This window comes from Sphingomonas immobilis, from assembly GCF_030580995.1.
GTDB classification, from domain to species: Bacteria; Pseudomonadota; Alphaproteobacteria; order Sphingomonadales; family Sphingomonadaceae; genus Sphingomonas; species Sphingomonas immobilis.
On record NZ_JAUQSZ010000011.1, the window covers coordinates 115,478 to 128,703 of the forward strand.

Sequence of the window (13,226 nt, forward strand, 5' to 3'; positions counted from 1 at the left end):
GCTCACCTTGTCATACTTACAGGATATCAGCAGATGACGGATCTGGCGGAGAAGCACAACTTCTGCGAGGAGTCCCAAGTCGCCTGTCCGTCTTTCATAATTCAAGCGCCGAAAACAGAAATTCTGCTAGTGGCCAAATTCCAGTCGTCACTTTATAGGGTTTCTAACCCCTTTTCTCTACTCGCTGGATAGCTGCACGGCTCACGCCATACTGCTTCGCCAATGTGCCGAGCGACACACCCGCGCGACGACTGTTTATCACGGCGCGCTGCTGATCGTCGGTTAGCACGGGGGGGCGTCCGAGCTTCTTTCCTTGAGCCTTAGCACGAGCGAGACCGGCTTGCGTGCGCTCAACCAGAAGATCGCGCTCGAACTCCGCCATCGCGCTGATCACGGCCATCACCATCTTACCGGCGGCGCTGGTGAGATCGACGCCGCCCAGGGCTAGACAATGTACACGCACCCATTCGTCGGCAAGTTTTTCGACCGTCGCCCTGACGTCCATCGCGTTACGTCCTAGCCGGTCGAGCTTCGTGACCACTAAGATGTCGTCCGCCTCGAGTCGATCCACGAGCTTGGCAAATCCGGCACGTTCCATTGCGGCCACCGCACCGGAGACGGTTTCTACGACAATCCGCCTTGGCTCGATGATGAAGCCGGCTGCCTCAATCTCCCGAACTTGATTGTCGTTTGTCTGATCTGCGGTACTAACTCGACAATAAGCAAATGCTCTACCCATATAACATGACTCTTGTATCGAATACGTGCAAAGTAAATACTTTCGTATTCAAATTGAGTCGAGTCATATATTCGTTACAATATTGTCCAATGTAATTAAACCGGTCGTTTTCGATGCGCAGACTAGTTTTCGTATAATTTCTTTCTTGCTGCGTACGGCTTCGCCTGTGGGGATATTCATACTTACCAGCGATGATCGCCACGGCGATAGTCGCCGGCGATCGAACCCGGACGCCCGGAATCGCCCCAGCGCCGAAACGTCGCTCTCGACCGAGGCCGGACGTCCGTTCTCGACCCATAGCGGACATTGACCGCCTCATCGGAAAGCGCAAAGTGGCTGCGTGGACAATACGGTGTATTTTCGCCGAAAAACGGGCGGCCTCGCTGCGCTCTTGGCCTTTGTCGGAATGGGCATCGCTATAGTTCATTCCGCGCTGTTTCCGCCTAAGCCGCCCCCTCGCAATTTTGGAGACGGCACTTACCGAAACAGAGACTGCGGGGCGATTACTTTTCGCAACGGCACGATGTCATTCGGTTCGAATGAAATATCCTACACGCTCGAACGCCGAAAAACTGACATTTCGGCAGTCACGCTTCATCTAGTCGCCGTCGAAGAAGACCGCACCGGATGCCGTGTAATCTACGATCCAACGAGCTACGGAATGTATCTGCCTTTTGAGGGCAACCCCGTGCCGAAATCGGTCCAGCTATCGGGAGTGAGTGAACTCGCTAGTTACAACTTCTTCCGCGAACCGGATGCAAATGGGTCCACCAAGGGCTCGAAGAGCACTAGCAAAGGCCGCTAACACAGCCATGCTCGTATTTTCAGGTTCAACGGGATCGGCTTATCCGACGAAAGCGGTCTGTCCGCTAACCACCCAAACCGGACTTCCGCTCTCGACCCATAGTGGACGTTCGGTGCGACCTCATCGGATTCAACCCCAAGTCAGATCGAGCCGAGTTACTGCCCACACACCGGCCGTGGTCCAGTCGAACGCACCGCTTTCGGCTACGCGAATATTGGCGAAACGGCTCAGAAATTCTTCGAAAGCGATGGTGATTTCGCGCCGCGCCAAATGTGCACCAAGGCAGTTGTGCACCCCCGTCGCGAAGCTCAGGTGGCGCGCCTTGCGATCAGGATCAATGACGTGTGGGTCGGCGAACTGACGGTCGTCGCGGGAAGCGAGGAAGCCAGGCACCATGATCATGTCACCCTTTTTCAGCTCGACACCGTGAAACCGCACGTCCTCGGTGACAAGCCGGCGTGTGCCGACCACACCGTACGCCCTGATATAGTCGTTGACGGCGCCAGGAATGTCCGCGGGATTATCGCGGAGACGCGCTTGCAGTTCGGGATGCGTGGCGAGGTGCTGAAAATACCAGCCAAGGCTGGAAACGACCGTTTCCAGACCTCCGAAATAGACAAGCATGATCATACCGATCACCTCCCCATGATCGAGCGGTCGACCGTTGATCTCAGCATTGAGAATGCCGGACACGAGGTCGTCGCGCTGATCGTTACGGCGGTCTTCCACATAGCCTTCGATATATTTGAGGATCGAGCGGGCGCCGACAACCTTCGCCTCGATCGTTTCGCCTCGAACGTAAGCTTCGCTCCACTCGAGGAATTGCGGAAGCATCTCCCTCGGCATGCCCAGCAGATCGAGGAAGAAATATGTCGGAAAGAGATTCGAGAACTCGCTGACGAACTCGCAGCTTCCGCGTTGCTCGAAGCGATCGATCAACTCGCGCGAGACGTCGCGAAGATGCTCGTCGTAACGGTTGATCGCGCTCGGCTGGAAAAAAGGCTGAAGTATCTGCCGATATCGCATGTGCTCGGGCGGGTCGAAATCCACCGGGTTCAGCCGCCAATCGACACCCAGCAACGGCCCGATCGCTATATTGTTGACGCTAGAGAAGCGCGCGGCATCCAAGAATATGTCGTTGATGACGGCGAAGCGCGTCGGAAGCCAGACTCCCGGCTTGATCTGCGGATGTTTGGCATAAACAATATCCGGGCCATCGTGCAGCTGAGCGATCCCGACGAAAGGATCGTCGAATTGCGCGGCAAAGGCAGCCGGTTCATGATTCCAAACGCGTTCGGGCGGAACGTGGGCCGGCACGTCCAGCATCTCTACAGAGGCCATCGACAATCTCCGAGAAGGATCAGGTGGTCGCATAATTTCGCGTCGCACAGGCATATCGATCGAGGCGCGAACGCGGTCGCACCGAAGCTACCACCGGTAGACTTCGTCTGCCGGAAACCCGCCTTCCTGCAGGCACATGGACGCGTCGAAGTCGTGCGAAGCATCGGCGATGTGACAGGGCGAGAAGATCACGCGGCGATGCGCGATCTTCCATTTACCCTCCCGCTTTTCGACACGGTCGAGGTAGCGAACGCGGAGGAACGTTTCCTTTTCGAAGCCTGCTTCGCCGCGCGCCCCGTGGCGGCACAGCGCTATGCAATACGTCTCGGTTTGCGCGACATCGCCCTCGATTTCGATGATTTGCGTACCGTTGTGATGCGTCCAGTGAACGCCGGGCCTGGAACCACTTTTCATCCACTCGACAAAACCGCTCGCCGGTCCGTTGTAATGGCCATGATCGTCCACGGCGTCAGGATGGAAGAGCGAGGCCAGTAATGCGCTATCCTGGCGATCGAGCGCGCGCGGATAGAGCGCGAGCAGATGGCGGATTGCGGATTCGTCAATTAGACGCTGCACTTCTGGGTCGCGATGCTGGTCCAAGATCTTTCCTCTCCGATTTTATTGGTTCTCGATGAACACTTTCAGCGTCCGCGAGCGGGGCGAACGAACAGAGATTCGATGCCGCCGCCCCGCCATGCGGCGATCAAGATGTACGGCAACGTGAAGAGGGCGCCGAAGTTGATCGCCAGAACGGCGAAGACGATGCCGAGAATCCACGATGGCGAACGCCAGATCATCCAGGCGGCCGCAAACAGAAGGTGGATGGTAAAGTCAGCGCCGAACTGCGCGCGCCAAGGATGGCCAAATTGCGCGAAGAATGTTGGGCCTGCGGCGTTCAGACCCATTGCCGCCACGGCCTGTGCGCTGAAGTAGAACAGGACTATCCATGCGACGGCGGCGGCGATTGAAAAGGCTACGAACCCGATTTTCATTGCGCTTGTCCGGGCAAGGTGAGCGCGCCGTCCGGTCCAAGCGGCATGTGCGGGCTCCACACTATCTCCCAACTGTTGCCCTCCGGGTCGCCAAAATAGCCTGAATAAAGGCCTTGGTCGCGGTCCCGAATGGCGCTGGTGACGGTGGCGCCGGCCGCCACAGCTCGATCGAATGCGGTATGAACTTCCTCTTTGGAGGCCACAAAGATGGCGAAGAGCGACTTGGGTGTCGCCACCGCCGGGATGCCGCTCTCTTTGGCGAGATAAGCGGCGTTGACGAAAATCAGGATCGACGTGCCGATCTTATACGCGGCCGATCCCTCCGAGGCCGGCATCCACGGCGTCCAGCCTAGGCCCTGCTCGTAGAATTGCCGCAGAGCAGCGATGTCGCTGGCGCCAACCATGATCATGTTGATACGTGGGTCCACGCAATCTCTCCTTTATCATGCAGACTGCATGTATAAGGCGTGACTGTCAATCGGAGTAGGCATGCCCAAGGGCACGGGAATTAAAAAAACAAGGGCGGGCGAGACGCGCGCTGCGCTGGTCGGTGCGGCGCGCAGATTGTTCGCGCAAAAAGGCTTTCACGCGACGGGAACGCCGGAGATCGTGGCGCACGCCGGCGTCACACGTGGGGCACTTCAGCATCATTTCCCACGTAAGGAGGACTTGTTTCTCGCCGTGTTCGATGAGGTCGAGCGCGACATGACCGAAAGCGCCGGGTCGCCGCAGCCGACAGAACCGGGCGCGGAGTGGTTGCGCTTCAAGACGAACGTCGCCAAATTCCTCGACGCGGCCTCGACGCCCGAGGTTCAGCGCATTATCCTGATCGACGGCCCGGCAGTCCTGGGCTGGACAGAATGGCGTCGGCTCGAGGCGTTTTACGGCCTTGGCATCATCGAGCGTGCCGTCATCGATGGCATCGGTGCGGGGCAGATCCGCGACCAGCCATCACGCTCATTGGCACACTTGATCCTCTCTATTATCGACGAAGCTGCCCTTTTGGTGGCGAACGCGGAAGAGCCGGAGAAAGCAAGACAGGACGCGAGCGTCGCTCTTCAGACCCTGCTTGCATCCTTGAAGTGACGATAGCTTGCGTGAAGTTGCTCGGTGGAATTTTGCGAACGTCCGCTTCCCACTCAAACCGGACGTTCGCCAAGTGACGATCCATAAAAAAGCCCCGCAGTCGGGGGGCGACTGCGAGGCTCGTTTGCGACCCGTGTTTTCCACGTGACGACTCAATTAACGACCATCGAGCCGTTTGGTTCATGGGCCTTCGCCGACGTCCGTTCTCGACCCTTAGCGGACATTCGCGCGACGTGTCCGAACGACGGCTATCGCCCACTGTTGGCCTACGAGAGCCAATTCCACCGTTCCTGATTGCGGACCTTCGTTCAGCGATGCACCCTGACCCTATTGAGCATGCGACCCTCATCGGATTTTTGACGGGCGCTCTTTCGGCGGAGGTTGGTCGATGAGATCACTGTCGAGGTGAATGCCTGCGAAGTGCCCACTCGACCGCGATCGCAAAGGTCGGCCGTTAAGCTCTTCTGTATACCGAGCCCGAATGTAAGTCAGTTTGGAGCCGGTGTGAAAAAACGATCGAGCCAAGCGCAAGGGCTGGTCCCCGCAGCCCAGTATCTTAGGATGTCCACCGAGCATCAGCGCTTCTCGTTCGACAACCAGCGAGCCGCGATCAGCGCCTACGCCCTAGCAGATGGCTACGAAGTCGTTGCGACGTATGAGGATCCGGCCAAGAGCGGCCTGACACTTAAAAAGCGGCCGGGCCTTAAAAAGCTTTTGGGGGATGTGCTGGCCGGGGACGCGCCGTTCCGCGCGATCCTCGTCTTGGACGTTAGCCGGTGGGGGCGGTTCCAAGATGCGGATCAGGCGGCGCACTACGAATACATGTGCCGTGAGGCTGGGGTGCCGGTTCGATATTGCAGCGAGGCGTTCGACAACGATGGTGGGGGAATGGCCTCGATCGTCAAACAGATGAAGCGGGTCATGGCGGCTGAGTACAGCCGGGAGCTGTCTACAAAAGTGTCGCGCGCGCAACGGCAACAAGCTGGCCTTGGTTACAAGCAGGGCGGAACGACCGTCGTCGGGGTTCGCCGCCAGCTTGTCGATCGACATGGCAGACCACGCAAATTGTTGAAGGCGGGCGAGCGCAAAGCACTCGCTGCCGAGCGCGTCGCGTGGATCGCCGGACCGCCCGAGGAGGTGGATATGGTGCGGCGCGCTTTCCGGATGTTTGTTCACGACGAGATGCGGATCACTGCGATCGCGCACGAACTGAACGGCCACTGTAAGGACGAGCGGGGACGCCGATTTTGGACGTACGATACCGTCCGGCATATGCTCAGCAACGAAATCTACATCGGAACCTATGTCTTTGGTCGCCGACGTAGCAATCTCGGCCAACCGACCGCCTCGCCATCCGAAGAGTGGATTAAGGCCCGAGTGATGGAGCCTATCCTCGAGCCCGCATTGTTCGCGGCGTCGGTCGCCCGGCTCCAGAATATAACTCGGCGGCCATATTCTGACGAACAGATCACTGCGGGTTTAGCAAGGCTGTTGGATGAGAAGGGGGCGCTGACTGCAAAGATTGTTCGCGAATGCCCCTACCTACCGTCAGACGGGCGGCTTGCGGTGCGATATGGCGGTCTCGACAACGTCTATGCCCTGATCGGTTACAAAAGACCTGCGAGGCGTCAGTATCTGTCGTTCAGAGCCCTCTACACGGACGAGGAAGCGCTCGATCAACTTCGCCAAGTTTACCGGGAAAACGGCGCGATTTCACAGCGGCTAATCAACCTAAACACGGCCCTTCCGAACGCGCGACATTTTGCGGATCGGTTCGGAAGTCTGCCAGCGGCTTACAGGCAGGCGGGCTTACCTCCGGTCCCGACCGGTGATCTTAAGGAATCTTTCGCTACCATCGCCGGTACGGCGACTGCCCGCCCGTCCAAAAGGCGCTATCGGGTGGGGAGGCAGCTTGACGATACTCAGCTTCTCGATGGCCTGCGCCGTCTAATTCGAGAGCACGGCTATCTGTCCGAGGCTGTGATCGAGAGCGATATCCACCTTCCGAACGCCAAACATTATCGGGAACGATTTGGCAGTCTGATGGCCGCGTACGATAAGGTTGGTTTCGCGAGCGCGCGTGGCGATATTGTTGAGGCGGGCTTTCGGCGTCGTCGTGGTAGCAGGCAATAGCTCGGCGGCATCATTGCCTAGGCAACCGGGTCGAACTGGAAGCTAGGCGTCGTCGGCAGGTGACCTCGCCGCGCTTAGTCATTGCACTAGAGATGCCGCGACTGTCCTGCGAGTGATGTTCACGTCCGATAGAGAAATCTTTAGCGCATCGCAATGCGCCTCGCCTGGCCGTATGGGCGGCTTCCTAGTGAAAGGACTTTGGTAAGACGAAATCGCAAAAAGCGACTGGCACTCTGCCTGCGATGCGGCGGCGCTGAAGGAATGCCGCGCCCATTTTGGTTCGCGATGACAATGTCCGCTGTCCACCCGTAGCGGACATTCAATCTTACCGCATCACTGTTGCCACAGACCCGCCGTCACCCGACGCGGGCGGGAGACAGCTCATGCAACCGGCAACGCAATCACACACGTATCCTAACCGCCCTTGGAACCGTGGCGCGCTAATCGGCCCAAAAATGGCGCTGAAGCCAAGGCAGGTTTGGTCGATCCGCTTTCATCTCAAGCGGGAACGTCGTGTTCGCGACCTTGCCCTTTTCGATCTTGCAATCGACAGCAAGCTGCGCGGCTGCGATCTTGTTCGTCTCAAGGTTGGCGATCTATTGGCGGGCGGTGTTGTACGCAGTCGGGCGCTGGTGGTGCAGCTTAAGACCGGCACACCCGTTCAGTTCGAAGTGACACAGGGCACGCGCGAAAGTGTGCTGGCGTGGATACGAGCTCGGGCAGCGAAGCCCGGCGACTACCTGTTCCCCTCCCGGCGGCGCGATCGGCCCTGTCTATCGACGGCAATATGCGCGGCTGCTGAAAGGCTGGCTCCAGCAGGTTGGTATCGAACCTACGCCCTACGGAACGCATTCGCTCCGCCGAACCAAAGTGGCATTGATCTACCGGCAGACCGGCAATTTGCGGGCAATCCAGATTTTGCTCGGTCATACCAAGCTGGACAGCACCGTTCGATACCTGGGCGTCGATATTGAGGACGCCTTGGCCCTTGCGGAAGCGGCCGATATTTAGCGCGTCGAGAGTCCGCTATGGGTGGTTAGCTGCCGTTTGGTCTGAAAGCTTCGTAAAAGAGGAAGGCCGACACGGCAAATCCAGCCACTATGACGGTCCAGTAGACCATCGGCTCGTCCTCTCTCCATAAACCCTTATTGTTCGCCGCTGCCGACCCGCTAAAAAGCGCGAAAACGGTTCGCCCCAGAACGAGAAGACCGACAACGAAGGGCGCGACATTGGTCATTCCGACGTTTGGCCCGAATTCCTGAACGCCACAACTGGGCGGAAGCGGTCCTTGCCGAAGCCTCACTGAATGTCCGCTATGGGTCGGGAACGGACGTTCAATCTGTCGGTGGAAGCCTACCACATCTTTCCCACTGATCGCTCAGTGCACAAGCGAGGGTGTTTGGGGCTTCCTTGATCTCTCGGCCCTTTTCCTTGCAATTGTTCATAAACCTCTTCGCCTCATCGAACGAAGGTCGGCGGTGCTGATCCTTTGCCAGAGTGCGCGCTTGGTCGAGCACGCAAGATCGAAGGTTCGTGTGCGGTGGCGTAGCCTCCCGACTGCACCCAAGCGAAATGGTCAGAAGCAGCATCGAAACGATGCGTGAGCTTGGAGGCATCCGAGCAATTTACACTCCGGCGAGAGGGCCGCAATCGGGTGATGCCGGCCGTCCGCTTTGGGTCGGTAGCGCATTTACACTGCCACGAAGCGTTCGTTCTGGTTCGGCATCGCTCGCTGCCGATCAATCACGAAATTTATGGCTTAAAGTATGGTAGGCGTATTCTGAGTAAAATTATCCTTTTAGATCAAAGAATAGTGGTATCCTCCGTCTCCGCCAGGTGCGCGCATCGCATTTGATCTGTGCTGCGAAGGGAACGAGTCGCGTTCGGCCGAAGGCGCGATGTCGCTGTCGCGAACCGGGCTCGAACCGAATCTTGTCGTCTTCCACGACCGAGTGATGCCCCGGCGGCGCCAGGTCGCGGGTCCGCCCTTGTGCGGCCCGGCTTTTGGAGCCACATGCAGATCGCTGGCATCTCCGAGCACGGAGCGCCAATTCGCATTGGCGGCGCTGGCTGCCAGTGATGAGAGCGACATTTCGTCGCAGCCCAGTCACCGCAGCCCAGTCACCGCAGTCCAGTCACTGACGCAGCCGCTCCGACCCGCCGCCCGTTGCGGTCTCTGGGTGAACGCGACCGGCAAGGAACGGCGGCGCTTTGATGAACATGAAGCGTGGCAGCTTCGCCGGCGCGCGGGAAAGTCTTCTGCGTTCCGCCACTTGAGCCGTCACCAATGAAGGAAACACATATGTCGCGAGTAGCCGTCCGCCCGTATCTGGTGCTCAAGGACGAGGACGGCGTCTACCGCGTGACCGTCCGGTCGACGCGGTATAATTCGCAGGGCTATCCGCTGGTCTCCAGCGAAGTCCTGGACGATGCCTTCAAGACGCAGAGCGCCGCCAAGGCTTTCGTCCGTGAGCAATATCGCGCCGAAGCGAGCGACATCGCGATCAAATAGCCGACAATGACGCCAGGGATGCGGGTTGCCGCATCCTTGGCGCTACACGGATCAGGTGTTAGCGAGATTGACCGCCGGGGCCTTGCCACGCTTGTCGATCTTGAGACCGTATTTTGCCGTAGCGACGCGCGTTTCAATGGCCGGGCGCGGCTGCGCGATCAGGACATCGGCCTGGACGCAAGCCAGATCGTGTAGGGCGCGCGCTCGCGGCCCTGGCTGTCGTCGATCTTGACCTCATCCACGGCGAAGCCCGCCTTTTCGAGACGATCGCCGAAAGCGGCGTCCTCATAGGCCGACCAGATCGCCAGCACGCCGCCCGGGCGCAGCGCGCGATAGGCGGTGCGCAATCCCCAGTCACAATACAGACGTTCGTTGGCGAGCTGGATGAAGCCGTCCGGGCCATTGTCGACGTCGAGCAATATCGCGTCGAACGCATCGCGTGCAGACTCGATCACGTCGTGGACGTCGCGAATTTCCACCGACGTGCGCGGATCGGCCAACGCATCCCCGAACAGATGCGCGAGCGGGCCATTGGCCCAGGTGAGGATCTTGGGCACGAGCTCCGCCACCACGACCGTGGCGGAGGGCGGCAAGGCTGCCAGCGCCGCCCCGAGGGTGAAGCCCATCCCGAGGCCGCCGATCAGCACATGGCTCGGCGAACCGCTCATCCGCCCGATCGCCAGCTCGGCCAGCGCCTGTTCGGACTCGAACGCCTGACTGCCCATCAGTTCGTCCTCGCCGAACTGGATCGAGAAATCCGGGCCGCAGCGCAGCAGACGCAATTGTCCGCCGTTCGGGATTTCGGCCGTATCGATAAGCTCGATCGGCGGGCGGGAGCGCGCCCTCGCTTGCGTTGCGCTCAACGTTCGGCCAGCGCCTTGTCGGTCACGCTGGCATCCCTTCGGTTGGTTACCAGCGATTCCTTGCGCGCAAGCGGGAGAAGAAGCGCGCGTTTGCGCCGCGTGTTGGCGGTCCGAAGCTGGCCCATACAATTCCCGTCGAATGGCAAGGAGGCGCGGTTTGGCCAGATCGGCGACCGTCGCGGAAGACCGGCAAAGCCTTGGTCATACACTGCCCGGCCTGGCAAGAGCTTCCGACGCGAATGTGATTTGCTTCGCGCGACCTTTGAGCTAAGGGGCCCGCCAGGCAGGGCGTCAGCCTTGCCTGTTGATCGCGCCGGTGCCCCGCGAGGGGCTTCAAAGGGAATGCGGTGCGGAAGAACGGGTTTCCCCTTTTTCCCAATCCGCGGCTGTCCCTGCAACTGTAAGCGGTGAGCGAGATGCACGGGCCCGGTCCCAGAACCGGGCGGCCACTGGATCGATGATCTGGGAAGGCGTGCGTCGAGCCTTGACCCGCGAGCCAGGAGACCTGCCGGCGCTGTCGCTCATGCTCGTGGTCCAGGGGATGGCCGGGGCACGGATTAGTCCGTTCGAGCGACGATCGGGTTTTCGGCAGAGGCTTGCTTTGCCGGGCGCCCGAACCGTGCGGCCGGGGCCGCAGCGGCGTGAAGGCAGCCGGGCACCGCGTCCGCCAGGCTGGTTTCGCGTTCGTGTTCGCGCAGGCGAGAACAGCCCCTTCCGCTTCGTCCAGACGGCGCGGGGGGACTAAACATGAAGAAGACTTTCGTTTCATTGCTGGCGCTCGTCGCCGCGACACCCGCTCTCGCGCAGAGCGAACCGGCCAGCCCGGTGACCAATACCGATACCGACGACGTGGTCGTTACCGCGACCCGATCGGGCGACGCCATCCCGGCCGCGCTGCTCGGCTCGTCGGTCACGGTGATCGACGACAAGGATCTGCAGGCACGCCAGACGCGCTTCATCGTCGACGTGCTGCGCGACGTGCCGGGCGTCGCCGTCGTTCGCGGCGTCGGCGGCCTGACCGAGGTGCGCATCCGCGGCACCGAAGGCAATCACACTCTGGTGTTCATCGACGGCATCAAGGCCGACGATCCCTATAACGCGCAGTATGATTTCGGCGGCCTGATCAACGACGAGGCCTCGCGCGTCGAGGTGCTGCGCGGCCAGCAGAGCTCGCTCTACGGATCGGACGCGATCGGCGGCGTGATCAGCTACACCACGCTGTCGGGCCGCGAGGCTCCCGGCTATTCGGCGCGCGTCGAGGGCGGCACGCAGGGCACGATCGCGGGCGGCGCACGCGCCGGCGGCGTCATCGGCGACACGCTCGATTACGCGCTGTCGGGCAGCTATTACCGCACGGACGGCTTCGTCGTCGCGCCGGGCGGCAAGCTCGCGACCGGCTCGGAGAACCTCAGCGTGACCGGCAAGGCCAACTGGACCCCGGCTTCCAACTTCAAGCTGACCGCGGTCGGCCGCTATACGCGGCTGCGTGCCGATCTCGTCGATCAGGACATCGCGGCCGGTTCGCCGATCATCCAGGGCTATCCGATCACCATCGCGGTCGACAGCCCCGGCAATTTGACGCGCAACCGCGCGTGGTACGGGCTGGTCGGTGCGAACTGGGATCTGTTCGACGGCGCGTGGACCAATGCCGCCACCGCCGCGATCACCGATTCCGCGCGCGAATATGACGGCCCGTTCGGTCCCTCGGGCAGCTTCGGGCGGCGTTACCGCACCACCTTCAACTCGACCGTGCGCTTCGGCAGCGAGCGGGTGAAGAACCGCTTCACGCTCGGCATGGACTGGGAACGGCAGCAGTTCCGCAACAACGCGGCGTTCGCCGACAACAGCCAGCATACGCTCGACACGCTCGGCTATGTCGCCAGCTACGATCTGACGATCGACGACCGGCTCGCGTTCGGCGCATCGGCGCGGATCGACGACTACAGCCTGTTCCGCAGCGCCGCGACCTACCGCGTGACGGGCAGCTATCTGTTCCCGACCGGCACGCGCGTCCACGCCGCCTACGGCACCGGCATCAAGGCACCGACGCCGAGCGAGCTGTTCGGCTATTCGAGCGGCGTCTACATCGGCAACCCGAACCTGAAGCCCGAGGAATCGAAGGGCTGGGAAGCGGGCATCGAACAGGGCTTTCTCGACCGCAAGGTGACTTTGGGGGCGACCTATTTCCGCAGCCGTTTCGACAATCAGATCACCTCGACCTCGGTGTTCGATCCCATCAGCGGCACCTTCGTCTCGTCGAGCTTCAACAATGCCGTGGTCTCGCACCAGCAGGGTGTCGAGGTCGTGGCGGCGGTGAAGCTCGCGGATTTCCGGGTCGATGCGAACTACACCTATCTCGATGCACCGCAGACGCTCAGCGCGCTCGTCGGCAATGCACCGGCGGGTGGCGGCTTCCAGGCGGCGGTGCCGGTGACGGGGCAGGCGGTACGGCGTGCGCGCGACATCGCCTCGCTCAACGTCACCTATGCGCCCAAGGCGTTCCCGATCAGCGCGACGCTGACGGTGCGCTACAACGGCGGGCAGCGCGACAGTGCCTTCACCGGCAGCTTCCAGCGCGTGATGGTCAACCTGCCGTCCTATACGATCGTGAACCTCAACGCCTCGTACGACTTCGGCCCGCACTTCCAGGTGTTCGGCCGCGTCGAGAATCTGGCTGGCGAGCGCTATCAGGAGGTGTTCGGGTACAATTCGCCGGGCCGTTCGGCCACCGGCGGGGTGCGCGTGAAGTTCTGAT

At 60.7% G+C, this 13,226-nt stretch carries 12 protein-coding genes, 1 pseudogene and 1 riboswitch; of the genes and pseudogenes, 7 read left to right on the top strand and 6 right to left on the bottom strand.

Annotation, left to right across the window (positions count from 1 at the left end; genetic code table 11):
• Positions 1–163: 163 nt before the first annotated feature.
• The gene (locus tag Q5H94_RS15690; RefSeq protein WP_304562238.1) at positions 164–739 is read right to left on the bottom strand and encodes a recombinase family protein; all 576 of its coding nucleotides are present in this window, start codon (positions 737–739) and stop codon (positions 164–166) included.
• A gap of 340 nt (positions 740–1,079) precedes the next feature.
• On the opposite strand from Q5H94_RS15690, the gene Q5H94_RS15695 reads away from it, so the two are divergent.
• Positions 1,080–1,544, top strand: a complete 465-nt coding sequence (locus Q5H94_RS15695) for a hypothetical protein (protein ID WP_304562239.1) — start codon at positions 1,080–1,082, stop codon at positions 1,542–1,544.
• 129 nt (positions 1,545–1,673) lie between these two features.
• Here the strand turns inward: Q5H94_RS15695 and Q5H94_RS15700 are convergent, their stop codons facing one another.
• From Q5H94_RS15700 to Q5H94_RS15715, 4 genes are all read right to left on the bottom strand, one after another.
• Positions 1,674–2,885, bottom strand: coding sequence for a cytochrome P450 (locus Q5H94_RS15700; RefSeq protein ID WP_304562240.1), 1,212 nt, complete (start codon positions 2,883–2,885; stop codon positions 1,674–1,676).
• Positions 2,886–2,972: 87 nt separating this feature from the next.
• Positions 2,973–3,485 (bottom strand): nuclear transport factor 2 family protein, encoded by a 513-nt coding sequence (locus tag Q5H94_RS15705; protein ID WP_304562241.1) that lies wholly within the window; start codon positions 3,483–3,485, stop codon positions 2,973–2,975.
• Positions 3,486–3,526: 41 nt separating this feature from the next.
• Positions 3,527–3,877 carry a hypothetical protein gene (locus Q5H94_RS15710; RefSeq protein WP_304562242.1) on the bottom strand — a complete coding sequence of 117 codons (351 nt, stop codon included), beginning with the start codon at positions 3,875–3,877 and terminating at the stop codon, positions 3,527–3,529.
• Positions 3,874–4,305 (bottom strand): VOC family protein, encoded by a 432-nt coding sequence (locus Q5H94_RS15715; protein WP_304562243.1) that lies wholly within the window; start codon positions 4,303–4,305, stop codon positions 3,874–3,876. The genes Q5H94_RS15710 and Q5H94_RS15715 overlap by 4 nt, the downstream gene beginning before the upstream one ends.
• A gap of 61 nt (positions 4,306–4,366) precedes the next feature.
• Here Q5H94_RS15715 and Q5H94_RS15720 point away from each other — a divergent pair, with 61 nt between their 5' ends.
• The 5 genes and pseudogenes from Q5H94_RS15720 (at position 4,367) to Q5H94_RS15735 (ending at position 9,608) form a co-directional block, all read left to right on the top strand.
• Positions 4,367–4,963 (top strand): TetR/AcrR family transcriptional regulator, encoded by a 597-nt coding sequence (locus tag Q5H94_RS15720; RefSeq protein WP_304562244.1) that lies wholly within the window; start codon positions 4,367–4,369, stop codon positions 4,961–4,963.
• Positions 4,964–5,467: 504 nt separating this feature from the next.
• Complete coding sequence (locus Q5H94_RS15725) at positions 5,468–7,096, top strand: recombinase family protein (protein ID WP_304562245.1); 1,629 nt, start codon at positions 5,468–5,470, stop codon at positions 7,094–7,096.
• 455 nt (positions 7,097–7,551) lie between these two features.
• Positions 7,552–7,803, top strand: a pseudogene (locus Q5H94_RS20535) (site-specific integrase); the annotation flags it as partial.
• Positions 7,790–8,107 carry a tyrosine-type recombinase/integrase gene (locus Q5H94_RS15730; protein ID WP_304562246.1) on the top strand — a complete coding sequence of 106 codons (318 nt, stop codon included), beginning with the start codon at positions 7,790–7,792 and terminating at the stop codon, positions 8,105–8,107. The pseudogene Q5H94_RS20535 and the gene Q5H94_RS15730, both read left to right, overlap by 14 nt.
• 1,291 nt (positions 8,108–9,398) lie before the next feature.
• Positions 9,399–9,608, top strand: a complete 210-nt coding sequence (locus Q5H94_RS15735; RefSeq protein ID WP_304562247.1) for a hypothetical protein — start codon at positions 9,399–9,401, stop codon at positions 9,606–9,608.
• A 158-nt stretch (positions 9,609–9,766) separates the two neighbouring features.
• Here Q5H94_RS15735 and Q5H94_RS15740 read toward each other — a convergent pair whose 3' ends face one another.
• Positions 9,767–10,471: a spermidine synthase family protein gene (locus Q5H94_RS15740; RefSeq protein WP_304562248.1), complete on the bottom strand. Its 705-nt coding sequence runs from the start codon at positions 10,469–10,471 to the stop codon at positions 9,767–9,769.
• Between the two features lie 297 nt (positions 10,472–10,768).
• A riboswitch (cobalamin riboswitch) is annotated at positions 10,769–10,998 on the top strand.
• Positions 10,999–11,218: 220 nt separating this feature from the next.
• Between Q5H94_RS15740 and Q5H94_RS15745 the strand changes: the two genes are divergently transcribed.
• Positions 11,219–13,225 (top strand): TonB-dependent receptor plug domain-containing protein, encoded by a 2,007-nt coding sequence (locus Q5H94_RS15745; RefSeq protein WP_304562249.1) that lies wholly within the window; start codon positions 11,219–11,221, stop codon positions 13,223–13,225.
• Position 13,226: the final 1 nt, after the last annotated feature.

Bases quoted from the DNA above. Each gene is read 5' to 3' on its own strand.
- Q5H94_RS15690 (WP_304562238.1), bottom strand. From the start codon at position 739: ATGGGTAGAGCATTTGCTTATTGTCGAGTTAGTACCGCAGATCAGACA.
- Q5H94_RS15700 (WP_304562240.1), bottom strand. From the start codon at position 2,885: ATGGCCTCTGTAGAGATGCTGGACGTGCCGGCCCACGTTCCGCCCGAA.
- Q5H94_RS15710 (WP_304562242.1), bottom strand. From the start codon at position 3,877: ATGAAAATCGGGTTCGTAGCCTTTTCAATCGCCGCCGCCGTCGCATGG.
- Q5H94_RS15720 (WP_304562244.1), top strand. From the start codon at position 4,367: ATGCCCAAGGGCACGGGAATTAAAAAAACAAGGGCGGGCGAGACGCGC.
- Q5H94_RS15735 (WP_304562247.1), top strand. From the start codon at position 9,399: ATGTCGCGAGTAGCCGTCCGCCCGTATCTGGTGCTCAAGGACGAGGAC.
- Q5H94_RS15745 (WP_304562249.1), top strand. From the start codon at position 11,219: ATGAAGAAGACTTTCGTTTCATTGCTGGCGCTCGTCGCCGCGACACCC.